Here is a 24680-nt window from a genome sequence, read left to right as displayed (position 1 = left end):
GGGGCCCCGTACGCGTCGTACGGGGCCCCTCCCGGTGTTCCTGGCCGCTGACGCCCGGACCTAGCCGCCGAACTCCTGCAGGCCCTTCAGAGCCTGGTCCAGGAGCGCCTGGCGGCCCTCCAGCTCGCGCTCCAGCTTCTCCGCCTTGGACGTGTTGCCCTGGGCACGGGCCTGCTCGATCTGCGCCCGCAGCTTGTCCACGGCGGCCTGCAGCTGGCCGGTCAGACCCGCGGCACGCGCGCGTGCCTCCGGGTTGGTCCGGCGCCACTCGGCCTCCTCGGCCTCCTGGATGGCCCGGTCGACCGTGTGCATCCGGCCCTCGACCTTCGGACGCGCGTCACGCGGCACATGGCCGATGGCCTCCCAGCGCTCGTTGATCGAGCGGAAGGCGGACCGCGCGGACTTCAGGTCGGTGATCGGCAGGAGCTTCTCGGCCTCGGCGGCCAGCTCCTCCTTCAGCTTCAGGTTCTCCGTCTGCTCCGCGTCCCGCTCGGCGAACGCCGAGCCACGGGCCGCGAAGAACACGTCCTGGGCGCCGCGGAAGCGGTTCCACAGGTCGTCCTCGTGCTCGCGCTGAGCGCGGCCGGCGGCCTTCCACTCGGCCATCAGCTCGCGGTAGCGCGCGGCCGTCGGACCCCAGTCCGCCGAGTCGGACAGCGCCTCGGCCTCGGCGACCAGCTTCTCCTTGACCTTGCGGGCGTCCTCGCGCTGCGAGTCGAGCTGCGCGAAGTGCGCCTTGCGGCGCTTGGAGAACGCCGACCGGGCGTGCGAGAAGCGGTGCCACAGCTCGTCGTCCGACTTGCGGTCGAGACGCGGCAGGCCCTTCCAGGTGTCCACCAGGGACCGCAGCCGCTCACCGGCCGCCCGCCACTGGTCGGACTGGGCCAGCTGCTCGGCCTCGACGACCAGGTCCTCCTTGGCCTTGCGAGCGTCGTCGGACTGCTTGGCGCGCTGCGCCCGACGCTCCTCGCGGCGCGACTCCACGGTCTTGACCAGCTCGTTGAGCCGCGTCCGCAGCGCCTCCAGATCACCGACCGCGTGGTGCGCCCCCACCTGCTCGCGCAGGTGGTCGATGGCGACCTGGGCGTCCTTCGCGGACAGGTCGGTGGTCTGTACTCGCTTTTCGAGGAGGCCGATCTCGACAACCAGGCCCTCGTACTTGCGCTCGAAGTAGGCCAACGCCTCCTCGGGGGAGCCGGCCTGCCAGGAACCGACGACCTGCTCGCCGTCGGCCGTACGCACGTACACGGTCCCCGTCTCGTCGACGCGGCCCCACGGGTCGCTGCTCACAGCGCCTCCTCCACATGATGCCTGCGAGGGGCCTCTGTGCCCCCGGGCATCGTCCACAGTTTCGTCACGGCCAACATAGGCGACCGGCGGGTTGCCTGTCCGCATCCCGCGCGACCGAAATTTCGCAGCTGGTGGTCAGGATTTCGCGACCGTGGCCTTGTTGATCACGACCGTCGCGTTCGGTGCTCCGTCACCCGCTCCGGTGTTCTCTCCCGCGGCGGCGATTTTCTTCAGAACCTTCATTCCGGCCGCGTCGATCGTGCCGAACGGGGTGTAGCTGGCCGGCAACTGGCTGTCCTGGTAGACCAGGAAGAACTGGCTGCCGCCGGTGTGCTTCTGGCCGGTGTTGGCCATCGCGACCGTACCCGCCGGGTAGACACCGCCCTTCAGGCTTTTGTCCTTCAGGTTCTCGTCGGGGATCGTGTACCCCGGACCGCCGCTGCCGGTACCCGTCGGGTCGCCGCACTGCAGCACGTAGATGCCGTTGGTGGTGAGCCGGTGGCACTTGGTGTGGTCGAAGAAGCCCTGCGCGGCCAGGAAGTCGAACGAGTTCACGGTGTGCGGGGCCGCCGCCGTCTTCAGTGCGATGCCGATGTCACCGCAGGTCGTCGCCAGCTTCATCGTGTAGTTCGCCGACGTGTCGATCGACATCGCCGGCTCCTTCTTCCAGCTCAGCTTCTTCACCGAGCCGGCCGCGGCCTTCTCGCACGGGTCCGGCGCCTTGCTGGCGCTGGGCGAGGCGCTGGGCGAGGCGCTGGGAGTCGTCTGCGAGCTGGCGTTCGCCTTGTCGTCGTTCTTCAGTACGCCGGTCGTGTACAGCGCGACACTGCCGATCACGATCACGCCGAGCACGGACGCGATCACGGAGTTGCGCATGCGTGACTTGCGCCGTGCGCTGGTGCGCCGCTGCTGCTGCCGCAAGAACTTCTCCCGGGCGAGCTGACGCCGCCGCTGCTCCTGGCTGACCACCGGGTTCTCTCCTCATGCGTGTCGTGTGCCGACCGGTACGCGTGCGTCCTGTGCGTCTTGTGAGCCGATCGCTGCGTGTAGCCCCGTACCGTATATGGGTTCGCTGAGGAAACGGCAGCGCCGGTAGGCTCTGGACCACAGGTTGTAGCCACCCGTATCGACACAACGAAGGACGATCGTGCTCATTGCCGGGTTCCCCGCCGGGGCCTGGGGGACGAACTGTTATCTCGTCGCCCCCGCCGCCGGTGAGGAGTGCGTGATCATCGACCCCGGCCACCAGGCCGCCGAAGGCGTCGAGGAAGCACTGAAGAAGCATCGGCTCAAGCCCGTCGCCGTCGTCCTCACCCACGGCCACATCGACCATGTGGCCTCGGTCGTCCCCGTGTGCGGAGCGCACGGCGTACCGGCCTGGATCCACCCCGAGGACCGGTACATGATGAGCGACCCCGAGAAGGCGCTCGGCCGGTCCATCGGCATGCCGCTGATGGGCGAGCTGACGGTGGGGGAGCCGGACGACGTGTTCGAACTGGCCGACGGCGCGCAGCTGGAACTGGCCGGACTCGGGCTCTCCGTCGCGCACGCGCCGGGCCATACCAAGGGGTCGGTGACGTTCCAGATGCCGGAGACGGCCGAGATCCCCTCGGTCTTCTTCTCGGGTGATCTGCTCTTCGCCGGCTCCATCGGACGCACGGACCTGCCGGGCGGCTCCATGGACGACATGCTCGCCTCGCTGGCCCGCGTGTGCCTGCCGCTCGACGACTCCACCGTGGTGCTGTCCGGCCACGGCCCCCAGACGACCATCGGCCAGGAGCGCGCCACCAACCCGTATCTGCGGCAGGTGGCCGCCGACGGCCAGGGAGCGCCCCAGGCTCCCCGACGAGGAATGTGACGAGAGACCTTCCGTGAGCACCTTTCAGGCACCCAAGGGCACGTACGACCTGATCCCGCCCCGTTCCGCGAAGTTCCTCGCGGTGCGCGAGGCGATCGCGACCCCGCTGCGCAACTCCGGCTACGGCTACATCGAGACCCCCGGCTTCGAGAACGTCGAGCTGTTCGCACGAGGCGTCGGTGAGTCGACGGACATCGTGACCAAGGAGATGTACGCCTTCGAGACCAAGGGCGGCGACAAGCTCGCCCTGCGCCCCGAGGGAACGGCTTCCGTCCTGCGCGCGGCCCTCGAAGCCAACCTGCACCGGCAGGGCAACCTCCCGGTCAAGCTCTGGTACTCGGGCTCGTACTACCGCTACGAGCAGCCGCAGGCGGGCCGCTACCGCCACTTCTCCCAGGTGGGCGCGGAAGCGATCGGCGCCGAGGACCCGGCCCTGGACGCCGAGCTGATCATCCTGGCCGACCAGGCGTACCGCTCGCTGGGCCTCAGCAACTTCCGGATCCTGCTGAACAGCCTGGGCGACAAGGAGTGCCGCCCGGTCTACCGCGCGGCCCTCCAGGACTTCCTGCGCGGCCTGGACCTGGACGAGGACACCCTGCGCCGGGCGGAGATCAACCCGCTGCGCGTCCTGGACGACAAGCGCGAGTCGGTGCAGAAGCAGCTGGGCGACGCGCCCCTGCTCCGTGACTACCTCTGCGACGCGTGCAAGACGTACCACGAGGAGGTCCGCGAACTGATCACGGCGGCGGGCGTCTCCTTCGAGGACGACCCGAAGCTGGTCCGCGGCCTTGACTACTACACGCGTACGACCTTCGAGTTCGTCCACGACGGTCTGGGCTCCCAGTCCGCGGTGGGCGGCGGCGGCCGCTACGACGGTCTGTCGGAGATGATCGGCGGCCCCGCGCTGCCCTCCGTCGGCTGGGCCCTCGGCGTCGACCGCACGGTCCTCGCCCTGGAGGCCGAGGGAGTCGAGCTCGACATCCCCTCCGCCACCAGCGTCTTCGCGGTACCGCTCGGCGAGGAGGCGCGTCGCGTGCTCTTCGCCAAGGTCACGGACCTCCGCAAGGCCGGCATCGCGGCGGACTTCTCCTACGGGGGCAAGGGCCTCAAGGGCGCGATGAAGAACGCCAACCGCAGCGGCGCCCGCTACACGATCGTCGCCGGCGAGCGCGACCTCGCCGAGGGCGTCGTCCAGCTGAAGGACATGGAGTCCGGGGAGCAGACGGCGGTCGGCGTGAACGAGATCGTGGCCGAGCTGGAGTCGAGGCTGGGCTGAGACGCCGTCCGGGGCGGCGCCGGGCAGTTCCTCGCCCCCGCCGCCCCTACCCGTCCCATCCCCAGGGGCTCGGCCCCTTCACCCCAGCCCCACCGCCCACCCACCACCCGACTCGGCCGCTCAAGAAGCGAGCCGAGGGGGCTTTGGCCTTCCTTTTCGACTGACCGAACCCGACTCGGCCGCTCAGGAAGCGGGGTGTGGGGGCTTTGGGCTTGGTTTTTGGCCGGCCGTACCCGGCTCGGTCGCTCAGGGAGCGGGGTGTGGGGGCTTTGGGCTTGGTTTTTGGCTGGCCGAGTCGGGTGGTGGGTGGGTGAGAGGTCAGTCCAGCAAGCCCTGTCTCATCGCCGACGTGACGGCAGCCGTTCGGTCGTCCACCCCCAGTTTCGCGAACGCCCGCAGCAGGTGTGTCTTCACCGTCGACTCGCCGATGAACAGACGGCGGCCGATCTCCGCGTTCGTGCAGCCGTCCGCGACCAGGCGCAGTACCGCCACCTCGCGGTCGGAGAGGCGTGGGCGTTCGGGACGGATCCGCAGCTGGTCGACCAGCCTCGCCGCGACCGACGGCGCCAGTACCGTCTCGCCCCGCGCGGCGGCCCGTACCGCGTCCGCCAGTTCACCCCGGGGCAGGTCCTTGAGCAGATAGCCGGCCGCGCCCGCCTCCACCGCCCGCAGGATGTCCCGGTCGTTCTCGTACGTGGTCAACACGACCACCCGGCACCGCAGTCCGGCCTCGCTCATCCGCACGATCGAGTCGACGCCTCCGCCGCCCGGCATGCGCAGGTCCATCAGCACGATGTCGGGGCCGAGTTCGGCCGCCAGAGCCTCCGCCTGCGGCCCGTTGGACGCGTCGGCGACCACCTCCAGGTCCGGCTCGGCGCTCAGCATCGCGCGCAGCCCCTCCCGTACGACGGGGTGGTCGTCGGCGAGCACGATCCGGATCACAGCGGATCTCCTTCCAGGGGCAGCCGTACCGTCACCGTCGTACCGGCGCCGGGCGCGCTGCGTACCGTCGCCGTACCGCCCGCCTCCGCGACCCGTGCCCGCAACCCGGCCAGACCGTAGCCGGATCCCACCGCGTCCGGATCGAATCCGCAGCCGTCGTCGTGGACGGTCACGGTGAGGGAATCGTCCGTGTAGCGCAGCCGGATGTCCACCGGCACCGAACTCCCCGCGTGCCTGCGCGCGTTGGTCAACCCCTCCTGACAGGAGCGGAGGGCGACCACTTCGGCGCCGGCGGGGAGCGGCCGTACCGGCCCGGTCACCTCCACGGTCGCCGCCCCGTGCCGGTCCACCAGGCGGCGCAACGCGTCCGGCAGCGACGCGCCGTCCAGGTCCGCCGGCGCGCCCCCGGCGACGAGCGCGCGGGCCTCGGCGAGGTTCTGCCGGGCCGTCCGGTCCATCAGGGCGAGATGGCGGCGGGCCTGTGGAAGGTCGTGCTCCAGCTCCGCCTCCACCGCCTGCACCAGCATCAGCAGGCTGGTGAACCCCTGGGCGAGGGTGTCGTGGATCTCGCGGGCCATCCGCTCCCGCTCCGCGAGCGCGCCGTGCGCCGCCGAGAGCCGGGAGATCTTGTGCCGGCTCGCGTCCAGCTCCGCGATCAGTTCGGCCCGTTCCGAGCTCTGCTCGATGATCCGGATGATCCAGCTGCCGATCACGACGGAGAAGACCAGAGTCACCACGGCGAACAGGGAGTTGGCGAACAGGTCCGGGAGCCGCGGCCGCCACAGCAGCGCCCAGCCCGCCACCGGAGCCAGGTTGATCACCGTGACCGCGATCAACGCCCGGCGCATCCGCAGGGTCATGAAGCACTGGGGGATCAGCGCGAACGACATCAGCCGCGTCTCACCGACCAGCACCGCCGACGGCAGGAACAGCACCATCGCCCCGGCCAGATAGCGCACCGCCCGCGACTCGTCCGGCTCGTCCAGCTGGATCAGCGCGCGGCCGACCGCCGCGTACCAGGGCACCAGCGGGACGAGCAGCAGGACGACGACGAGCCGGACCGGCCACCCCGGGTGCTCCGCGCCGAGCACGAAGGCCAGGGTGGCCGTCCACGCGACCGCGAAGTACACGTCCCAGATCCGGATGGTGCGGTCCCAGGCGTGCTCGTCGCGGGCCGTGTGCCACCGGGTCATCCGTCGCGTCGGTTCTTCCAGCGGAAGGTCAGCAGACACAGCACCAATCCTCCGGCGCACCAGGCGGCCAGCACCAGGGCGATCCGCCCGAACTCCCAGGCACCCGCCTGCTCCAGGACCTTCGCCGAGTCGGGCAGGAACACCCCGCGCAGCCCCTGGCACAGCCACTTCAGCGGGAACAGGGCGCCGATGTCCAGCATCCAGCCGGGGATCGTGTTGATCGAGATGTACACCCCGGAGATGAACTGCAGGACCAGGAAGGGGAGTACGACCACCGAGCTGGCGCTCTTCGCCGACTTCGGCACCGAGCTGATCGCGATGCCGAGCAGTGCGCACGCCGTCAGCCCGAGCACGAAGATCCACGCGAAGTCCAGCCAGCGGGTCGCGGAGGTGGGCAGCGGGACGTCGTAGAACGTGGTGCCGACGGCGAGGAGGATCGCCGTCTCCAGGATCCCCGTGCAGAGAACCAGCCAGATCTTGCCCAGGAAGTACGCGGCCGGTGGCATCGGTGTGCCGCGCAGCCGGCGCAGGACCTTCTCGTCCCGTTCGATCGCGATGGAGATGCCGAGCGACTGGAAGCTCGTCGACATGATCCCCGAGGCCATCATCGCGGGCACGTACAGCTGGGATGCGGTGACCCCGCTGCCCTTGACGTCGTCGTGGAAGATCGACGCGAAGAGGAAGAGGAAGACGACGGGGAAGGAGAAGGTGAAGACGACCTGTTCGCGCTGACGGAAGAACTGCCTGATCTCCAGGGCGCCCCGGCGCAGTCCGATCGTCCAGGCGCTCGGCAGGCGCTCGGCGCCACCGCGGGTGCGCACGGGTGCGGCGGTCGTCGTGGTCATCGTGCGGCCCCCTGTCCGGTCAGGCGGAGGTAGACGTCCTCCAGGGTGGGGCGGCTCACCCGCAGCCCCGGGATCTCGCCGTCGAAGCGGCGCATGAGGCCGGCGACCGCCTTCGTCGGGGTTTGCGTGTGCTCCGTGCGCGTGGTGCCGTCCGGTTCCGTCCACTCGACCGTGGCACCGGTGCCGAAGCGGTCCCGGAGCGTCTGCGGCTCGCCCTCGGCGACGACCCGGCCGCGGGCGATGATCGCCAGCCGGTTCGCGAGGGCCTCCGCCTCCTCCAGGTAGTGGGTGGTCAGGAGGATCGTCGTGCCCTCATCGGCGAGAAGGCGGATCAGGTCCCAGAACTGGTGCCTGGCAGCGGGGTCGAAGCCGGTCGTCGGCTCGTCCAGCAACAACAGCTCCGGATCGCCGATCACGCCGAGCGCCACGTCCAGGCGGCGGCGCTGACCGCCCGACAGGGCCTTGATCTGGCTGCCCGCCTTGGCCTCCAGGCCGACCAGACCGATCACCTGCTCCGGGTCGCGCGGTTTCGGGTAGTAGTGCGCGAAGTGCCGTACCGTCTCGCGGACCGTCAACTCGGCGGGTGCCGATTCGTCCTGCCAGACGATGCCCACCCGGGACCGCCACGCGCGCGTGCCCTTCGCCGGGTCGGTGCCCAGCACCGAGACCTCGCCCGCGTCGCGGTTCCGGTTGCCCTGGAGGATCTCCACCGTCGTGCTCTTGCCCGCCCCGTTGGGTCCGAGCAGGCCGAACACCTCGCCGCGCCGGATGCCCAGATCGATGCCGTCCACCGCGGTCACGTCGCCGTACCGCTTGCGCAGCCCCCGGACGTCCACCGCGAATTCGTTCGCGTGTGCTGTCATGCCCTTGAGCTTGGGCCGGAACCGAGTGTTCCGGGACGACCGTGCGTACTTCCTTATGTCCACCGAACGGTGGACAGGGCGCCTCGTGCGGCACAATGGCCCCTGCCCGAAGAAGTTCCAACTCTCAAACAGACGGAATCGGCGTGATGAGCAAGACGACAGTCAAGGACGTCTCCACGGATCCCGAGCCCGAGCACGACTCCGCCGCGCCGCGCACGGAGGGCGGCAGCCGCGCCTTCGCGCTGCTGCTGATCATCACCGGCGCCGCCGGACTGCTCGCCGCGTGGGTCATCACGGTCGACAAGTTCAAGCTGTTGGAAGCCAAGGTCGAGGGCAAGACGTTCACCCCCGGGTGCAGCCTCAACCCGGTCGTCTCCTGCGGCAGCGTCATGGAGTCCAAGCAGGCCGCCGCCTTCGGCTTCCCGAACCCGATGCTCGGCCTGGTCTGCTACGGCATCGTCATCTGCGTCGGCATGAGCCTGCTGACCCGCGCCCGCTTCCCGCGCTGGTACTGGCTCACCTTCAACTTCGGCACCCTCTTCGGTGTCGGCTTCTGCACCTGGCTGCAGTTCCAGTCCCTGTACCGGATCAACGCGCTGTGCCTGTGGTGCTCGCTGGCCTGGGTCGCCACGATCACCATGTTCTGGTACGTGACCTCGTTCAACATCCGCAAGAGCTTCCTGCCGGCCCCGAACTGGCTGAAGTCCTTCTTCGGCGAGTTCACCTGGGTCCTGCCCGTCGTGCACATCGGCATCATCGGCATGCTGATCCTGACCCGCTGGTGGGACTTCTGGACCAGCTGACAGCGCGCGCCGCGTTGTCAGTGCGGTGATTTAGGGTTTCAGCGTGGAACCCGACCTGTTCACCGCAGCCGCCGAAGAGCGCCAGGAGAAGGACCCGACCGGCAGCCCCCTGGCGGTGCGGATGCGCCCGCGCGCCCTCGACGAGGTGGTGGGCCAGCAGCATCTGCTGAAGCCGGGATCCCCGCTGCGCAGACTGGTCGGCGAGGGCAACGGCGGTCCCGCCGGACCGTCGTCGGTGATCCTCTGGGGACCGCCCGGCACCGGCAAGACCACCCTGGCGTACGTCGTCTCCAAGGCGACCGACAAGCGGTTCGTGGAGCTCTCCGCGATCACCGCCGGCGTCAAGGAGGTCCGCGCGGTGATCGACGGCGCCCGCCGCGCCACCGGGGGATACGGCAAGGAGACCGTCCTCTTCCTCGACGAGATCCACCGCTTCAGCAAGGCCCAGCAGGACTCCCTGCTCCCCGCCGTCGAGAACCGCTGGGTCACCCTCATCGCCGCGACCACCGAGAACCCCTACTTCTCGGTGATCTCCCCGCTCCTGTCCCGCTCCCTGCTCCTCACCCTCGAACCGCTCACCGACGACGACGTCCGGGGCCTCCTCAGACGGGCCCTGACCGACGAGCGCGGTCTCAGGAGCGCCGTCACCCTCCCCGAGGACGCCGAGGAACACCTCCTGCGCATCGCGGGCGGCGACGCCCGGCGCGCCCTGACCGCCCTGGAGGCGGCCGCCGGGGCCGCCCTCGACAAGGGTGAGACGGAGATCGGCCTGCAGACCCTGGAGGAGGTCGTCGACCGGGCCGCGGTGAAGTACGACCGTGACGGCGACCAGCACTACGACGTCGCCAGCGCCCTCATCAAGTCCATCCGCGGCTCCGACGTCGACGCGGCCCTGCACTACCTGGCCCGGATGATCGAGGCCGGCGAGGACCCCCGATTCATCGCCCGCCGGCTGATGATCTCGGCGAGCGAGGACATCGGGCTCGCCGACCCGAACGCCCTCCCCACAGCCGTGGCTGCCGCCCAGGCCGTCGCCATGATCGGCTTCCCCGAGGCCGCCCTCACCCTCAGCCACGCCACCATCGCCCTCGCCCTGGCCCCCAAGTCCAACTCCGCGACCATGGCGATCGGCGCCGCCCTGGAGGACGTACGCAAGGGACTGGCCGGCCAGGTGCCCCCGCATCTGCGCGACGGGCACTACAAGGGCGCCGCCAAACTGGGGCACGCCCAGGGCTATGTGTATCCGCACGACCTGCCCGAGGGCATCGCCGAGCAGCAGTACGCCCCGGACACCGTCAGGGACCGCGAGTACTACACCCCGACCCGGCACGGCGCCGAGGCGCGCTACGCCGACGCCGTCGAGTGGACCAGGAAGCACCTCGGTCGCAGGCGGTCCTGAGCAGCCTGTAGAATCCCCCGAAGCGCCGAGTCCCGCGCTGTCAGAGCGGGACAGTCGGCCGGAACCCCCGTAAGGGGGATCCAGGAGCGTCGCGCACCGTCGAACGGTGTCGCGGGCAGCCCACCACCATCCGTCGGCACACAGACGACGGGACCGGCCGGTGGGCCACTCGCGTGCTGCACGTATGTGCCCAGACCAGGGGAGCGGCTGCCCACCAGGCCCGGCAACGGGTTCCGGCGGGTTTCCCCGGCTGCGGATTGCGACCTCCCTCAACCCTGACAAGCCGAATATCAGAAGGAAGAAAGAGACAGTGGCGAACCAGTCCCGCCCCAAGGTCAAGAAGTCGCGTGCCCTCGGCATCGCGCTGACCCCGAAGGCCGTCAAGTACTTCGAGGCCCGCCCCTACCCGCCGGGTGAGCACGGCCGCGGCCGCAAGCAGAACTCGGACTACAAGGTCCGTCTGCTGGAGAAGCAGCGTCTGCGTGCGCAGTACGACGTGTCCGAGCGTCAGCTCGTCCGCGCCTACGAGCGTGCCTCCAAGGTCCAGGGCAAGACCGGTGAGGCCCTGATCATCGAGCTGGAGCGCCGTCTCGACGCGCTGATCCTGCGTTCGGGCATCGCCCGCACGATCTACCAGGCCCGCCAGATGGTCGTCCACGGCCACATCCAGGTCAACGGCCAGAAGGTCGACAAGCCGTCCTTCCGTGTCCGCCCGGACGACGTCGTGCAGGTCCGCGACCGCTCCAAGGACAAGACGCTCTTCCAGATCGCCCGTGAGGGTGGCTTCGCCCCCGACGGCGAGACCCCCCGCTACCTGCAGGTGAACCTCCGCGCCCTGGCCTTCCGCCTGGACCGCGAGCCGAACCGCAAGGAAGTTCCGGTCATCTGCGACGAGCAGCTCGTCGTCGAGTACTACGCCCGCTGATCACCGGCCGGGTGTAGCAGCTCAGCGTCAGCCCGTCGTCTCCCCGCCCTTCCGGGTGGGCGAGGCGGCGGGCTTCCGCATGTCACCGCCGTCCCGCCGCTGCCGAACCGGCCCGCGCGGCGTCGGCAGGACGTCCAGCGGTCGTACCCCCAGGTACCCCAGCGCCCGGGTCACCGCCGCCTCCCGGTCCAGCCCGGCCCCCCGCCGTACGCACTCCGCGTACCGCTCGTCGCCCAGCGCCCGCCGGGCCGTCGCCTCGCACAGCTCGTGCGGCGCGTTGTAGTACGCCGAGCCGAACAGCGGCAGGCCCACCGACGGCCACAGCCGCCCGGCCGCGCCCTGCAGCACCGCCGCCTCCGCCGGATCGCCCTGCGCCACCGTCACCAGGGCGAGCAGCTCGATCGACAGAACCGAGCCGAGCAGGTCACGGAAGCCGTGGGCATGGCCCAGGCAGTCGGTGAGCAGTTCGCGGGCGGCCCCGTGGTCGCCGTCCTGCCAGGCCGCGTACGCCAGCACGTACAGCGCGTACGACCGGGCCCAGTGCTCGCCGTGGTCCTCGCACACCCGGCGCACGTCCTCGCACAGCCGTACCGCGTCCGCCGGATCGCCGAGGAACGCCCTGGTCATCGCCAGTTCGACCTGGGCCATCAGGACATTGCTGTTGAGCTCGCCGATCTCCCGGTACCGGTCGAGGGCCGAGCGCAGCAGCGTCTCCGCGCGCGCCATGTCGTCCGTGACCAGGGCCAGACAGCCGGTGCGGTGCTCCGCGTACGCCACCGCCGTCGGGTCGGCGACCAGCTCGGCCTCCTCGCGGCACTCCTGGAGCGCGGCCAGCGCGGGCACCGCGTCGCCCTGGAGGATCGCCACGTAACCCAGCACCCACAGCGCCTTCAGCCGGGACCGCGGGTACTCCGAGTCCAGCTCCAGACTCCGCTCCAGCCAGCGCCGCCCCTCCGAGAGACGGCCGCAGCCCGCCCAGTAGAACCACAGCGAGCCGGCCAGGTACTGGCCCAGATGCGCCTCGTCCGGCTCGGTCAGACAGTGGTCCAGGGCGGCCCGCAGGTTCGGCAGCTCCGCCTCGACCCGCGCGGCCACCTCGCCCTGCCGCGGTGAGAACCAGTCCAGCTCGCACCAGGTCGCCAGCCCCATGAACCAGTCCCGGTGCCGGCGCCGCAGCCGCCCCGCGTCCCCTGCCGCCGCCAGCCAGCCGGCGCCGTAGGCGCGCACGGTGTCGAGCATCCGGTAACGCACCCCCGTCGGGGTCTCCTCGCGGGCGACCACCGACTGCGCGAGCAGCTCCGTCAGCACGTCCAGGACCTCCTCGGACGACAGCCCGTCCCCGCTGCACACGTACTCGGCCGCCTCCAGGTCGAAGGTCTGCGCGAACACCGAGAGCCGCGCCCACAGCAACCGCTCGGCGGGGGTGCACAGTTCATGGCTCCAGCCGATCGTCGTACGCAGGGTCCGGTGCCGGGGGAGCCCGTCGCGCCCGCCGCCGGTCAGCAGCCGGAACCGGTCGTCCAGCCGCGCCAGCAGCTGCCCCGGCGACAGCGCCCGCAGCCGCCCCGCCGCCAGCTCGATCGCCAGCGGGATCCCGTCCAGCCGCCGGCACACCTCCCGTACGTCCCCGCAGTCCCGCACCTCCAGCCCCTGCCGCCCGGCTCGCTCGGCGAACAGCGCCACCGCATCGTCCTCGCCCAGCGGTGCCAGCGGGAACAGCACCTCACCCGCCACCCCCAGCGGCCGCCGCCCCACCGCCAGCACGATCAGGTCCGGCAGCTGCCGCAGCAGCTCGGCCACCAGCTCCGCGCACGCGTCGACCAGATGCTCGAACCCGTCGAGGACCAGCAGGATCCGGCGGCCGGCGAGATGCCCCAGCAGGGTCTCCTCCGGCAGCCTGGTGGTGTGGTCGGTCAGGCCCAGCGCCTCCACGACCGCGTACGCCACGAACTCCGGGTCCTGCACCGACGCCAGCTCGACCCGCCACACCCCGTCCCGGGGTGCCGCGCCGGCCGCCGCCCGGGCCGCGAGCCGCGACTTGCCGACCCCGCCGACCCCGGTCACCGTGACCAGCCGGCCGGACTCCAGGGCCCGGGCCAGCCCGCCGAGTTCGGCCGACCGGCCCACGAAGGCAGTCAGTTCCAGGGGCAGATTGCCGTCCGCCGACGAGCCGGGGCGCTGAGGACCTCGCATGGGACACGGAGCGTACTTAACCGTGTTCGGTCCGTACAATCGCTTGCCGTAACCCGGCCCGTCGCGCGCGGTAATCCGGTACGGAGCCCCGCCCCCGGCGCGATAGGCTCGGTGCAGACTTTTCGATGTTGAGGCACGTTTCAGGGAGCGGGTGCGCACAGTGTCCGGTGGAGAGGTGGCCGGGATCCTGGTGGCCGTCTTCTGGGCGATCCTGGTCTCCTTCCTCGCCGTCGCGCTGGCGAGGCTGGCCCAGACGCTCAAGGCGACCACCAAGCTCGTGGCGGACGTGACCGACCAGGCCGTCCCACTGCTCGCCGACGCCTCCGTGGCCGTGCGCTCCGCACAGACCCAGATCGACCGGGTCGACGCGATCGCCTCCGACGTCCAGGAGGTCACCTCCAACGCCTCCGCGCTCTCCAGCACCGTCGCCTCCACCTTCGGCGGCCCGCTCGTCAAGGTCGCGGCCTTCGGCTACGGAGTGCGCCGGGCCCTGGCAGGACGCAAGGCGGACGTGCCCGTGAAGGAGCCCAGGCGTACCGTGATCGTGGGCCGGACCGTCCCGGCCGCGCGGCGGAAGAACCGGGGAAAGTAGGAGCCAGGTCAGATGTTCCGCCGTACCTTCTGGTTCACCACCGGTGTTGCAGCCGGTGTCTGGGCCACCACCAAGGTCAACCGCAAGATCAGGCAGCTGACCCCTGAGAGCCTCGCCGCCACCGCAGCGAACAAGGCGCTGGAGACGGGCCACCGGATCAAGGACCGGGCGGTCGGCTTCGCGCTCGACGTCCGCGACAACATGGCCCAGCGGGAGGAGGAGCTGGGGGACGCGCTGGGCATCAACGCGGACCCCGAACTCCCCGCACCCCGGCGGCTCGCCGCCATCGAGAACCGCAGCAACCCGAAGTACGCCGATGACAGGACGACGTACTCGTACAACCGGAATGAGGACCACTGATGGAGTCGGCCGAGATTCGCCGCCGCTGGCTGAGCTTCTACGAGGAGCGCGGTCACACCGTCGTCCCTTCGGCGTCGCTCATCGCGGACGACCCGACTCTGCTCCTCGTCCCGGCCGGCATGGTGCCCTTCAAGCCGTACTTCCTCGGTGAGGTCAAGCCGCCGTGGGCGCGCGCCACCAGTGTGCAGAAGTGCGTGCGCACCCCGGACATCGAAGAGGTCGGCAAGACCACCCGGCACGGCACCTTCTTCCAGATGTGCGGCAACTTCTCCTTCGGCGACTACTTCAAGGAAGGCGCCATCAAGTACGCCTGGGAGCTGCTCACCAGCCCTCAGGACAAGGGTGGTTACGGCCTTGAGCCGGAGAAGCTCTGGATCACCGTCTACAAGGACGACGACGAGGCCGAGCGCATCTGGCACGACGTCATCGGTGTGCCGAAGGAGCGCATCCAGCGCCTCGGCATGAAGGACAACTACTGGTCCATGGGCGTCCCCGGCCCCTGCGGCCCGTGTTCCGAGATCAACTACGACCGCGGCCCCGAGTTCGGCGTCGAGGGCGGCCCCGCCGTCAACGACGAGCGGTACGTGGAGATCTGGAACCTCGTCTTCATGCAGTACGAGCGCGGCGAGGGCATCGGCAAGGACAACTTCGAGATCCTCGGCGAACTGCCCAGCAAGAACATCGACACGGGCCTCGGCATGGAGCGTCTCGCCATGATTCTGCAGGGCGTGCAGAACATGTACGAGATCGACACGTCCATGGCCGTCATCGAGAAGGCCACCGAGCTGACCGGCGTGGCCTACGGCGACGCCCATGACTCGGACGTCTCCCTGCGCGTGGTCACCGACCACATGCGCACCTCCGTGATGCTCATCGGCGACGGCGTCACCCCCGGCAACGAGGGCCGCGGCTACGTGCTGCGCCGCATCATGCGCCGCGCCATCCGCAACATGCGCCTGCTCGGCGCCACCGGTCCGGTCGTCCTCGACCTGATCGACACCGTGATCGCCATGATGGGCCAGCAGTACCCGGAGCTGGTCACCGACCGCGAGCGCATCGAGAAGGTCGCCGTCGCCGAGGAGAACGCCTTCCTCAAGACGCTGAAGGCCGGCACCAACATCCTCGACACCGCCGTCACCGAGACCAAGGAGTCCGGCGGCTCGGTGCTGGCCGGCGACAAGGCGTTCCTGCTCCACGACACCTGGGGCTTCCCGATCGACCTCACCCTCGAAATGGCCTCCGAGCAGGGCCTTTCCGTGGACGAGGAGGGCTTCCGCCGCCTGATGAAGGAGCAGCGGGAGCGCGCCAAGGCCGACGCCCAGGCCAAGAAGACCGGGCACGCCGGCGCCGGCGCCTACCGCGAGATCGCCGACAAGACCGGCGAGACCGACTTCATCGGGTACTCCGACACCGAGGGCGAGACCACGATCGTCGGCATCCTCGTCGACGGCGTCTCCTCTCCGGCCGCCACCGAGGGCGACGAGGTCGAGATCGTCCTGGACCGCACCCCGTTCTACGCCGAGGGCGGCGGCCAGATCGGCGACACCGGCCGGATCAGGGTCGACAGCGGTGCCGTCATCGAGATCCGCGACACCCAGAAGCCGGTCCCGGGCGTGTACGTGCACAAGGGTGTCGTCCAGGTCGGCGAGGTGACGGTCGGCGCCAAGGCCCACGCCTCGATCGACCAGCGCCGCCGGACCGCCATCGCCCGCGCCCACTCGGCCACCCACCTCACCCACCAGGCGCTGCGCGACGCCCTCGGCCCGACGGCCGCCCAGGCCGGTTCCGAGAACCAGCCCGGCCGCTTCCGCTTCGACTTCGGCTCGCCGTCCGCCGTGCCGACGGCCGTGATGACCGATGTCGAGCAGAAGATCAACGAGGTGCTCGCCCGCGACCTCGACGTGCGCGCCGACATCATGGGCATCGACGAGGCCAAGAAGCAGGGCGCCATCGCCGAGTTCGGCGAGAAGTACGGCGAGCGGGTCCGCGTCGTGACCATCGGCGACTTCTCCAAGGAGCTGTGCGGCGGCACCCACGTCCACAACACCTCCCAGCTCGGCCTGGTCAAGCTGCTCGGCGAATCGTCGATCGGCTCGGGTGTGCGCCGTATCGAGGCCCTCGTCGGTGTCGACGCCTACAACTTCCTCGCCCGTGAGCACACGGTCGTCGCCCAGCTCCAGGAGCTGATCAAGGGCCGTCCGGAGGAGCTCCCGGAGAAGGTCTCCGCGATGCTCGGCAAGCTGAAGGACGCCGAGAAGGAGATCGAGAAGTTCCGCGCGGAGAAGGTGCTGCAGGCCGCCGGCGGTCTCGTCGAGTCCGCCAAGGACGTGCGCGGGATCGCCGTGGTCACCGGGCAGGTCCCGGACGGCACCACCCCGGACGACCTGCGCAAGCTGGTCCTCGACGTGCGGGGCCGCATCCAGGGCGGACGTGCCGCCGTGGTCGCCCTGTTCACGGTCAACAACGGCAAGCCGCTCACGGTCATCGCCACCAACGACGCCGCCCGTGACCGCGGCCTCAAGGCCGGCGACCTGGTCCGTACCGCCGCCAAGACCCTCGGCGGCGGCGGTGGCGGCAAGCCGGACGTCGCCCAGGGTGGCGGCCAGAACCCGGCCGCGATCGGGGAGGCCATCGACGCCGTCGAGCGCCTCGTCGACGAGACCGCCAAGTAAGGAATCGGTCGGAGATGCGCAGAGGACGTCGACTCTCGATCGACGTCGGGGACGCCCGGATCGGGGTCGCCTCGTGCGACCCCGACGGGATCCTCGCCACCCCGGTCGAGACCGTTCCCGGCCGGGACATCCCGGCGGCCCACCGCCGGCTGCGGCAACTGGTCGAGGAGTACGAACCGATCGAGGTCGTCGTCGGTCTCCCGCGCTCCCTCAAGGGGGGCGAGGGTCCCGCCGCCGTCAAGGTCCGCGCCTTCGCCCAGGAGCTCGCCAAGGGCATCAAGCCGGTGCCGGTCCGGCTGGTCGACGAGCGGATGACGACTGTAACGGCGAGCCAGGGGCTGCGCGCTTCCGGAGTGAAGGCCAAGAAGGGCCGCTCGGTCATCGACCAGGCCGCGGCGGTCATCATCCTTCAGCAGGCACTGGAATCCGAACGGGTGTCAGGTAAACCACCCGGCGAGGGCGTCGAAGTAGTCATCTGATCGCGATACGGTAACGTTCCGCGCGATGCGATGGTTTTCGAACAGCCACCGCACAGCAAGAGGCGGAACGGTCAGTCGGCCCACCAGCCGCGTGACGCGCCGCCTCGCGGCTCTAGGGGATCGATGACTGAGTATGGCCGGGGCCCAGGCTCCGAACCGTGGCACCCGGAGGACCCGTTGTACGGGGACGACGGGTGGGGCGGACAGCAGGCCCAGGTGGGCCAGCAGTCCCCCTACGGCGGCCAGCCACAGCACTATCCGCAGCAGTCGCAGCAGCAGTACGGCGACTGGGGCCAGCACCCGCAGGGCGGGTACGACCAGCACCAGGGCCAGCAGCAGTACACGTACTACGACGAGCAGGGCCGACTCCAGTACGCCGAAGGACACGGTCAGCAGCACTACGGTCAGCCGCAGTACGACCAGCAGCAGTACGACCAGCAGCAGTACGACCAGCAGTACGCCGGGCACGCCCCGCAGCAGCAGCACCACCAGGGCGGCTGGGACGCCACCGGCACCCACGGCCAGGTGCCCTACGCCGCCGACCCGGGCGACCCCTACGGCCAGCAGCCGGTGGCCTACGGCGTCGAACAGCCCGACCTCTACGGCACCGAGGACGCCTACCCGCCGCCGGAGCCGCCCGGCCGTCGCCGCGATCCGGAGCCGGAGACGCAGCCCGAGCCCGCCGCCGAGGAGGAAGAGCAGCACCCCTTCTTCACGGGCGCGGACGACGACGGGGACGACACCGACGACGACCCGAAAGGGCGCCGCGGCGGCGACGGGGGCAAGGGCACCAAAGGCGGCAAGGGCACCAAGAAGCGCCGTACCGGCACCGCCTGCCTGGTGGTCTGCCTGGTATTCGGCGGCGGCGCGGCCACGGTCGGCTATTTCGGCTATCACTACTTCAAAAATCGTTTCGGCGCTTCCCCGGACTACGCGGGTAGCGGCAACGGCGAGACGACGAACGTCGAGATTCCCAAGGGCGCGCTCGGCTATGACATCGGCCGCATCCTTAAGGAGGCCGGCGTGGTCGCGAGCGTCGACGCGTTCGTCTCCGCGCAGGCGGCGAACCCCGACGGCAAGACGATCCAGGACGGTGTCTACACGCTGCAGAAGCACATGTCCGCGGCCAGCGCCGTGGAACTGATGCTCAGTCCGAAGAGCCACAACAACCTGGTCATCGCGGAGGGCCTGCGCAACTCCAAGATCTACGACATGATCGACAAGCGTCTCGAAGTGGCGAAGGGGACCACCGCGAGCGTCGCGAAGCAGGACTACAAGACCCTCGGTCTGCCCAAGTGGGCACTGAACCACCCCAATCTGAAGGACCCGCTGGAAGGATTCCTCTACCCCTCCAGCTACGCCGTGGCGAAGGGGCAGAAACCCAAGGCGGTCCTCACCGAGATGGTGGCCCGCGCCAACGAGACCTACCAGTCGCTCGGCCTGGAGAAGAAGGCGACCAGCCTGGGCCTCGACGGACCGTGGCAGCTGCTCACCGTGGCCAGCCTGGTACAGGCCGAGGGCACCAGCCACGACGACTTCCGCAAGATGGCCGAAGTGGTCTACAACCGCCTCAAGCCCGGAAACCCCGAGACCTACGGCGCGCTGGAATTCGACTCCACGTACAACTACGTGAAGAACCAGAGCAAGATCGACCTGTCGATCGCCGAACTGCGGCACTACAACAACCCGTACAACACGTACTACGTCAAGGGGCTGCCGCCCGGGCCCATCGACAACCCCGGTGAAGAGGCGCTCAGGGGCGCACTCGACCCGACGGACGACGGCTGGTACTACTTCATTTCGACGGACGGCAAGACCAGCAAGTTCACGAAGACGCTCGCCGAGCACGAGAAACTCGTGAACGAGTGGAACGCCTCCAAGAAAAAGAGCTGACCAATTATCGCGACGTTCACCGGAGTCGCGAGGCACAAGGACAGATTCAATGCCAACTCGGGCAACCGACGCCCGCCGGGCCGCCGTGCTCGGTAAGCCCATCGCCCACTCCCTCTCCCCGGTGCTGCACCGGGCCGCCTACGACGAACTCGGGCTCACCGACTGGTCGTACGAGCGCTTCGAGGTCGACGAGGACCAACTGCCCGGCTTCATCGGGCAGCTGGGACCTGAGTGGGCGGGGCTGTCGCTGACCATGCCGCTGAAGCGGGCCGTCATCCCGCTGGTCGACGAGATCACCGAGACGGCCGCCTCCGTCGACGCGGTCAACACCGTCGTCCTCACGGAGGACGGACGCCGGCTCGGCGACAACACCGACATCCCGGGCATGATCGCCGCGCTGCGCGAGCACGGCATCGAGCAGGTCGACTCGGCCGCGATCCTCGGCGCCGGTGCCACCGCCTCCTCCGCGCTGGCCGCACTGGCCCGGATCTGCACCGGCGAGGTCGTCGCCTACGTCCGCAGCGAGGCCCGCGCCGCCGAGATGCGGGAGTGGGGCGAGCGGCTCGACGTCGAGGTCCGCACCGCCGACTGGGCCGACGCGGAGCAGGCCCTGCGCGCCCCCCTGGTGATCGCCACGACCCCGGCCGGCACCACCGACGCCCTCGCCGCCGCTGTGCCGGAGCGCCCCACCACCCTCTTCGACGTGCTCTACCACCCCTGGCCCACCGCCCTCGCCGCCCGCTGGTCCATGTTCGGCGGAGCCGTCGTCAGCGGCCTCGACCTGCTGGTCCACCAGGCCGTACTGCAGGTCGAACAGATGACGGGCCGCACCCCCGCTCCGCTGAACGCCATGCGCCGGGCCGGGGAGAAAGCACTGGCCGAGCGCTGACCCGAGCGCCGGCCCGGCCTGTTCGCGTCCGTCTGCTGGACCGGCGGCCGGGTCCGCCGCCCGGACGTGGGAGGATCGGGGGTGGCGGACCGGGGCCGCGCACCCGGTCGGGCCGTCGCCGTACGCGAGGACACGCGTACGCAGGGCAGTACCAGGGCGCGAGCACTGAGGAGCATCGTTGAGCAGGCTGCGTTGGCTGACCGCGGGGGAGTCCCATGGTCCCGCACTTGTCGCGACGCTGGAGGGCCTTCCCGCCGGCGTGCCGATCACGACCGAGATGGTCGCGGATCACCTGGCGCGGCGGCGGCTCGGTTATGGCCGTGGTGCGCGGATGAAGTTCGAGCGTGACGAGGTGACCTTCCTCGGTGGTGTCCGGCACGGTCTGACCCTGGGTTCCCCGGTGGCGATCATGGTGGGCAACAGTGAGTGGCCCAAGTGGGAGCAGGTGATGGCGGCCGATCCGGTCGACCCCGAGATCCTGGCCGGGCTGGCCCGCAATGCCCCGTTGACCCGGCCGCGTCCGGGCCATGCGGATCTCGCGGGTATGCAGAAGTACGGTTTCGACGAGGCCCGCCCGGTCCTGGAGCGCGCCTCCGCGCGGGAGACCGCGGCCCGGGTGGCCCTCGGCGCCGTCGCCCGCTCCTACCTGAAGGAGACGGCGGGCATCGAGATCGTCTCGCACGTCGTGGAGCTGTGCTCGGTGAAGGCCCCGCAGGGTGTGTACCCGACGCCGGCCGATGTGGAGAGGCTGGACGCGGACCCGCTGCGCTGTCTGGACGCGGATGCGTCCAAGGCGATGGTCGCGGAGGTCGACCAGGCCCACAAGGACGGCGACACCCTCGGGGGTGTGGTCGAGGTGCTGGCGTACGGCGTCCCGGTCGGCCTCGGCTCGCACGTCCACTGGGACCGGAAGCTGGATGCCCGTCTCGCCGGGGCCCTGATGGGTATCCAGGCGATCAAGGGTGTCGAGATCGGTGACGGTTTCGAGCTGGCCCGGGTGCCCGGTTCCAAGGCGCATGACGAGATCGTCAACACGGCCGAGGGTATCCGCCGGGTCTCCGGCCGCGCGGGCGGGACCGAGGGCGGTCTGTCCACGGGTGAGCTGCTGCGGGTGCGGGCCGCGATGAAGCCGATCGCGACGGTGCCGCGTGCGCTGCAGACCGTGGACGTGGCCACCGGTGAGGCGACCCAGGCCCACCATCAGCGTTCGGATGTCTCCGCGGTGCCGGCCGCGGGTATTGTCGCCGAGGCGATGGTGGCGTTGGTGCTGGCGGACGCGGTCGCGGAGAAGTTCGGTGGTGACTCGGTGACCGAGACCCGCCGTAATGTGCGGTCGTACCTCGAGAATCTGGCCATCCGATGAGTGCAGCGCCGGTGGTGGTGCTGGTCGGGCCGATGGGTGTGGGCAAGTCGACGGTCGGGCAGTTGCTGGCGGAGCGGCTGGGTGTCGGCTACCGGGACACCGACGAGGACATCGTGGCCGGTGAGGGCCGTACGATCGCGGACATCTTCGTGGAGGAGGGCGAGCCGGCGTTCCGTGCCGTCGAAAAGCGTGCGGTGCACAGGGCGCTGGCCGAGCACGGGGGTGTCCTGGCGCTCGGCGGTGGTGCGGTTCTCGACGCCGACACGCGGGTGCTGCTGGCCGGGCAGCGGGTGGTCTACCTGTCGATGGACGTCGAGGAGGCGGTCAGGCGCACCGGTCTGAACACGGCCCGGCCGCTGCTCGCGCTGAACCCGCGCAAGCAGTGGCGGGAGCTGATGGAGGCGCGGCGGCACCTGTATGAGGAGGTCGCCACGGCGGTCGTGGCGACCGACGGCCGTACACCCGAAGAGGTCACCCAAGCAGCCCTGGACGCACTGGAGTTGAAGGAAGCATGAGCGAGGCAGTCACCCGGATCCAGGTCGGCGGCACGGCGGGCACCGAGCCGTACGAGGTCCTGGTGGGCCGTCAACTCCTCGGCGAGCTGGGCGGATTGATCGGTGAGAAGGCCCAGCGGGTAGCCGTCATCCACCCCGAGGCGCTCGCCGAGACCGGGGACGCGCTCCGCGCCGACCTGGCCGGGCAGGGCTACGAGGCCGTCGCCATCCAGGTGCCGAACGCCGAGGAGGCCAAGACCGCCGAGGTCGCCGCCTACTGCTGGAAGGCGCTCGGTCAGTCCGGCTTCACCCGAACCGACGTCGTCGTCGGCGTGGGCGGTGGCGCGACCACGGACCTGGCCGGTTTCGTGGCGGCGACCTGGCTGCGCGGCGTTCGCTGGATCGCCGTCCCCACGACCGTGCTGGCCATGGTCGACGCGGCGGTCGGCGGCAAGACGGGCATCAACACGGCCGAGGGCAAGAACCTCGTCGGCGCCTTCCACCCCCCGGCGGGCGTCCTCTGCGACCTCGCCGCCCTGGACTCCCTCCCGGTCAACGACTACGTCTCCGGGCTCGCCGAGATCATCAAGGCCGGCTTCATCGCCGACCCGGTGATCCTGGAGCTCATCGAGTCCGACCCCGAGGCCGCGCGCACCCCGGCGGGCCCGCACACGGCCGAGCTGATCGAGCGCTCCATCCGGGTCAAGGCCGAGGTCGTCTCCTCCGACCTCAAGGAGTCGGGCCTGCGCGAGATCCTCAACTACGGCCACACGCTCGGCCACGCCATCGAGAAGAACGAGCGCTACAAGTGGCGGCACGGCGCCGCGGTCGCCGTCGGCATGCACTTCGCCGCCGAGCTGGGCCGCCTCGCGGGCCGTCTGGACGACGCGACGGCGGACCGCCACCGCACCGTCCTGGAGTCGGTCGGCCTTCCGCTGCACTACCGCTACGACCAGTGGCCCAAGCTGGTCGAGACGATGAAGGTCGACAAGAAGTCCCGCGGCAACCTGCTGCGCTTCATCGTCCTGGACGGCCTCGGCAAGCCGACCGTCCTGGAAGGCCCGGACCCGGCCGTGCTGCTCGCCGCGTACGGCGAGGTCGGGCAGTAGATCCGCTGCTGTTCCACCCCGCCCGATCCGCCTCGCGGGACGGGCACTTCGGACCGCCCCCGGCCGTTTCACCAAACGACGACCGGGGGCGGTACCGTTCGGTAACGAGCGCAGCCGCACATGACGAGACGGAGTGGCACCGGATGCAGCACGCAGTGGGATCTCCGCTGCCGCCGCCCCATCAGCCGGGGCAGGGACCGGTCGGCTGGCAGCCGGCCGCACAGCACCCGGGAGCACCGCAGGGCCCCGCGCCCGTGCCGCCACCACCGGTTGCGCCCCCACAGCCGTCCGTTCCGCCGCTGCCCACGGCCCCACCGCCGCCCGACACCACGGGTCACGTCCCGCTGCCGCCGGGCGGCCCGGTAGGCATGCCGAGCGCACCCCCCGCCGCCACGACCGTGCCGGACCCGACGGCCACCACGCTGGCCGTCCTGCTGATCGGCCCGGCCGGTGCGGGCAAGACCAGCGTGGCCAAGTACTGGGCGGACCACCGCCGGGTCCCCACGGCCCACATCAGCCTCGACGACGTCCGCGAATGGGTCCGCTCCGGCTTCGCCGACCCCCAGTCCGGCTGGAACGACAACTCCGAGGCCCAGTACCGCCTGGCCCGCCGCACCTGCGGCTTCGCCGCGCGCAACTTCCTGGCCAACGGCATCTCCTGCATCCTCGACGACGCGGTCTTCCCGGACCGCCCGGTCGTCGGCCTCGGCGGCTGGAAGCGCCACGTCGGCCCCGGCCTCCTCCCGGTCGTCCTCCTCCCCGGCCTCGACATAGTCCTGGAACGCAACGCGGAACGCAGGGGCAACCGCCGCCTCACCGACGAGGAGGTGGCCCGCATCCACGGCCGCATGGCGGGCTGGTACGGCTCGGGCCTCCCGATCATCGACAACTCGCAGTTGGATGTGCCGGGCACGGCCCGCGTCCTGGACGACGTCCTGGCAAGAGCAATAGCGAGCCCCCCGAACTGGTAGGCGGGGGGACTGAACCCACCTTCTTGGGGGCGCTGGGGGTACCCCCGGCCGAAGGCTGGGGGAGGAACTGCGCGCTCTCCCCCACCGGCCGGTTGCCGAAAAACGGCCTGTGTCGTGAGGGGCGCGGGGAACTGCGCGACCAGCCCCCACCAACCGGTGGCCGAAAGACGGCCCGTCTTCCCAGGGGCGCGGGGAACTGCGCAAACCCCCCACCCACCCGCGCCCGAAAACGGCGCCCCACCACCCCACTCGGCCCTCCCCAACCGGCACA

General features: G+C 70.4%; 22 protein-coding genes. 15 read left to right on the top strand and 7 right to left on the bottom strand.

Features of this window, described 5'->3' with window-relative positions:
• Nucleotides 1-60: 60 nt before the first annotated feature.
• A complete protein-coding gene (locus tag ACIRR9_RS19985) occupies nt 61-1290 on the bottom strand; it encodes a DUF349 domain-containing protein (protein ID WP_403753390.1) in 1230 nt (409 codons plus the stop codon).
• A 135-nt stretch (nt 1291-1425) separates the two neighbouring features.
• Nucleotides 1426-2259 carry a peptidylprolyl isomerase gene (locus tag ACIRR9_RS19980; RefSeq protein ID WP_403753387.1) on the bottom strand — a complete coding sequence of 278 codons (834 nt, stop codon included), beginning with the start codon at nt 2257-2259 and terminating at the stop codon, nt 1426-1428.
• 178 nt (nt 2260-2437) lie between these two features.
• On the opposite strand from ACIRR9_RS19980, the gene ACIRR9_RS19975 reads away from it, so the two are divergent.
• Nucleotides 2438-3148, top strand: coding sequence for an MBL fold metallo-hydrolase (locus ACIRR9_RS19975; protein ID WP_123978511.1), 711 nt, complete (start codon nt 2438-2440; stop codon nt 3146-3148).
• Nucleotides 3149-3161: 13 nt separating this feature from the next.
• Complete coding sequence (gene hisS / locus ACIRR9_RS19970; protein ID WP_403753384.1) at nt 3162-4424, top strand: histidine--tRNA ligase; 1263 nt, start codon at nt 3162-3164, stop codon at nt 4422-4424.
• Nucleotides 4425-4742: 318 nt separating this feature from the next.
• Here hisS and ACIRR9_RS19965 read toward each other — a convergent pair whose 3' ends face one another.
• The 4 genes from ACIRR9_RS19965 to ACIRR9_RS19950 are packed head-to-tail and all read right to left on the bottom strand — an operon-like array spanning nt 4743 to nt 8267.
• Nucleotides 4743-5366, bottom strand: a complete 624-nt coding sequence (locus ACIRR9_RS19965) for a response regulator (protein WP_384573837.1) — start codon at nt 5364-5366, stop codon at nt 4743-4745.
• Nucleotides 5363-6559, bottom strand: coding sequence for a sensor histidine kinase (locus ACIRR9_RS19960; protein WP_403753381.1), 1197 nt, complete (start codon nt 6557-6559; stop codon nt 5363-5365). Before ACIRR9_RS19960 ends, ACIRR9_RS19965 begins: the two co-directional genes overlap by 4 nt.
• Nucleotides 6556-7404: an ABC transporter permease gene (locus tag ACIRR9_RS19955; RefSeq protein ID WP_403753378.1), complete on the bottom strand. Its 849-nt coding sequence runs from the start codon at nt 7402-7404 to the stop codon at nt 6556-6558. Before ACIRR9_RS19955 ends, ACIRR9_RS19960 begins: the two co-directional genes overlap by 4 nt.
• Nucleotides 7401-8267: an ABC transporter ATP-binding protein gene (locus ACIRR9_RS19950; protein ID WP_403753375.1), complete on the bottom strand. Its 867-nt coding sequence runs from the start codon at nt 8265-8267 to the stop codon at nt 7401-7403. The genes ACIRR9_RS19955 and ACIRR9_RS19950 overlap by 4 nt, the downstream gene beginning before the upstream one ends.
• 146 nt (nt 8268-8413) lie before the next feature.
• Between ACIRR9_RS19950 and ACIRR9_RS19945 the strand changes: the two genes are divergently transcribed.
• From ACIRR9_RS19945 to rpsD, 3 genes are all read left to right on the top strand, one after another.
• Entirely contained in the window at nt 8414-9070 is a 657-nt protein-coding gene (locus tag ACIRR9_RS19945) for a vitamin K epoxide reductase family protein (RefSeq protein ID WP_384573848.1), read from the top strand.
• A gap of 43 nt (nt 9071-9113) precedes the next feature.
• Entirely contained in the window at nt 9114-10469 is a 1356-nt protein-coding gene (locus tag ACIRR9_RS19940) for a replication-associated recombination protein A (protein ID WP_403753372.1), read from the top strand.
• A 310-nt stretch (nt 10470-10779) separates the two neighbouring features.
• Nucleotides 10780-11394, top strand: coding sequence for a 30S ribosomal protein S4 (gene rpsD, locus ACIRR9_RS19935; protein WP_365345638.1), 615 nt, complete (start codon nt 10780-10782; stop codon nt 11392-11394).
• Between the two features lie 27 nt (nt 11395-11421).
• On the opposite strand, the gene ACIRR9_RS19930 is transcribed toward rpsD, so the two are convergent.
• Nucleotides 11422-13587 carry an ATP-binding protein gene (locus ACIRR9_RS19930; RefSeq protein WP_403753369.1) on the bottom strand — a complete coding sequence of 722 codons (2166 nt, stop codon included), beginning with the start codon at nt 13585-13587 and terminating at the stop codon, nt 11422-11424.
• A 151-nt stretch (nt 13588-13738) separates the two neighbouring features.
• Here ACIRR9_RS19930 and ACIRR9_RS19925 point away from each other — a divergent pair, with 151 nt between their 5' ends.
• The 10 genes from ACIRR9_RS19925 to ACIRR9_RS19880 all read left to right on the top strand — a co-directional run bounded on the left by ACIRR9_RS19925 (nt 13739) and on the right by ACIRR9_RS19880 (nt 24409).
• A complete protein-coding gene (locus ACIRR9_RS19925) occupies nt 13739-14179 on the top strand; it encodes a DUF948 domain-containing protein (protein ID WP_365345642.1) in 441 nt (146 codons plus the stop codon).
• A gap of 12 nt (nt 14180-14191) precedes the next feature.
• Nucleotides 14192-14539 (top strand): hypothetical protein, encoded by a 348-nt coding sequence (locus ACIRR9_RS19920; RefSeq protein WP_123978520.1) that lies wholly within the window; start codon nt 14192-14194, stop codon nt 14537-14539.
• On the top strand, nt 14539-17211 hold the full coding sequence (gene alaS, locus ACIRR9_RS19915; protein WP_403753364.1) for an alanine--tRNA ligase: 2673 nt from the start codon (nt 14539-14541) through the stop codon (nt 17209-17211). The genes ACIRR9_RS19920 and alaS overlap by 1 nt, the downstream gene beginning before the upstream one ends.
• A gap of 14 nt (nt 17212-17225) precedes the next feature.
• Nucleotides 17226-17690, top strand: coding sequence for a Holliday junction resolvase RuvX (gene ruvX / locus ACIRR9_RS19910; protein WP_123978522.1), 465 nt, complete (start codon nt 17226-17228; stop codon nt 17688-17690).
• Nucleotides 17691-17813: 123 nt separating this feature from the next.
• Entirely contained in the window at nt 17814-19583 is a 1770-nt protein-coding gene (gene mltG / locus ACIRR9_RS19905) for an endolytic transglycosylase MltG (RefSeq protein ID WP_403753360.1), read from the top strand.
• Between the two features lie 49 nt (nt 19584-19632).
• Nucleotides 19633-20472: a shikimate dehydrogenase gene (locus ACIRR9_RS19900; RefSeq protein ID WP_403753357.1), complete on the top strand. Its 840-nt coding sequence runs from the start codon at nt 19633-19635 to the stop codon at nt 20470-20472.
• 178 nt (nt 20473-20650) lie between these two features.
• Nucleotides 20651-21835 (top strand): chorismate synthase, encoded by a 1185-nt coding sequence (gene aroC, locus ACIRR9_RS19895; protein WP_403753354.1) that lies wholly within the window; start codon nt 20651-20653, stop codon nt 21833-21835.
• The gene (locus ACIRR9_RS19890; RefSeq protein WP_403753351.1) at nt 21832-22350 is read left to right on the top strand and encodes a shikimate kinase; all 519 of its coding nucleotides are present in this window, start codon (nt 21832-21834) and stop codon (nt 22348-22350) included. The genes aroC and ACIRR9_RS19890 overlap by 4 nt, the downstream gene beginning before the upstream one ends.
• Nucleotides 22347-23438 carry a 3-dehydroquinate synthase gene (gene aroB, locus ACIRR9_RS19885; protein ID WP_123978527.1) on the top strand — a complete coding sequence of 364 codons (1092 nt, stop codon included), beginning with the start codon at nt 22347-22349 and terminating at the stop codon, nt 23436-23438. Before ACIRR9_RS19890 ends, aroB begins: the two co-directional genes overlap by 4 nt.
• Nucleotides 23439-23581: 143 nt before the next feature.
• Nucleotides 23582-24409 carry a Pro-rich N-terminal domain-containing protein gene (locus ACIRR9_RS19880; protein ID WP_403753347.1) on the top strand — a complete coding sequence of 276 codons (828 nt, stop codon included), beginning with the start codon at nt 23582-23584 and terminating at the stop codon, nt 24407-24409.
• The last annotated feature ends 271 nt before the right edge of the window (nt 24410-24680 follow it).

It is taken from the genome of Streptomyces sp. NPDC101234 (assembly GCF_044767525.1).
GTDB lineage: Bacteria > Actinomycetota > Actinomycetes > Streptomycetales > Streptomycetaceae > Streptomyces > Streptomyces sasae.
The sequence above is the reverse complement of the archived record's forward strand: the minus strand, read 5'-3'. Positions and strand labels throughout refer to the sequence as shown.

Bases quoted from the DNA above. Each gene is read 5' to 3' on its own strand.
- ACIRR9_RS19955 (WP_403753378.1), bottom strand. From the start codon at position 7,404: ATGACCACGACGACCGCCGCACCCGTGCGCACCCGCGGTGGCGCCGAG.
- ruvX (WP_123978522.1), top strand. From the start codon at position 17,226: ATGCGCAGAGGACGTCGACTCTCGATCGACGTCGGGGACGCCCGGATC.
- ACIRR9_RS19900 (WP_403753357.1), top strand. From the start codon at position 19,633: ATGCCAACTCGGGCAACCGACGCCCGCCGGGCCGCCGTGCTCGGTAAG.
- ACIRR9_RS19960 (WP_403753381.1), bottom strand. From the start codon at position 6,559: ATGACCCGGTGGCACACGGCCCGCGACGAGCACGCCTGGGACCGCACC.
- ACIRR9_RS19930 (WP_403753369.1), bottom strand. From the start codon at position 13,587: ATGCGAGGTCCTCAGCGCCCCGGCTCGTCGGCGGACGGCAATCTGCCC.
- ACIRR9_RS19890 (WP_403753351.1), top strand. From the start codon at position 21,832: ATGAGTGCAGCGCCGGTGGTGGTGCTGGTCGGGCCGATGGGTGTGGGC.
- aroB (WP_123978527.1), top strand. From the start codon at position 22,347: ATGAGCGAGGCAGTCACCCGGATCCAGGTCGGCGGCACGGCGGGCACC.
- ACIRR9_RS19880 (WP_403753347.1), top strand. From the start codon at position 23,582: ATGCAGCACGCAGTGGGATCTCCGCTGCCGCCGCCCCATCAGCCGGGG.
- ACIRR9_RS19950 (WP_403753375.1), bottom strand. From the start codon at position 8,267: ATGACAGCACACGCGAACGAATTCGCGGTGGACGTCCGGGGGCTGCGC.
- ACIRR9_RS19945 (WP_384573848.1), top strand. From the start codon at position 8,414: ATGAGCAAGACGACAGTCAAGGACGTCTCCACGGATCCCGAGCCCGAG.
- mltG (WP_403753360.1), top strand. From the start codon at position 17,814: ATGACTGAGTATGGCCGGGGCCCAGGCTCCGAACCGTGGCACCCGGAG.
- ACIRR9_RS19920 (WP_123978520.1), top strand. From the start codon at position 14,192: ATGTTCCGCCGTACCTTCTGGTTCACCACCGGTGTTGCAGCCGGTGTC.
- alaS (WP_403753364.1), top strand. From the start codon at position 14,539: ATGGAGTCGGCCGAGATTCGCCGCCGCTGGCTGAGCTTCTACGAGGAG.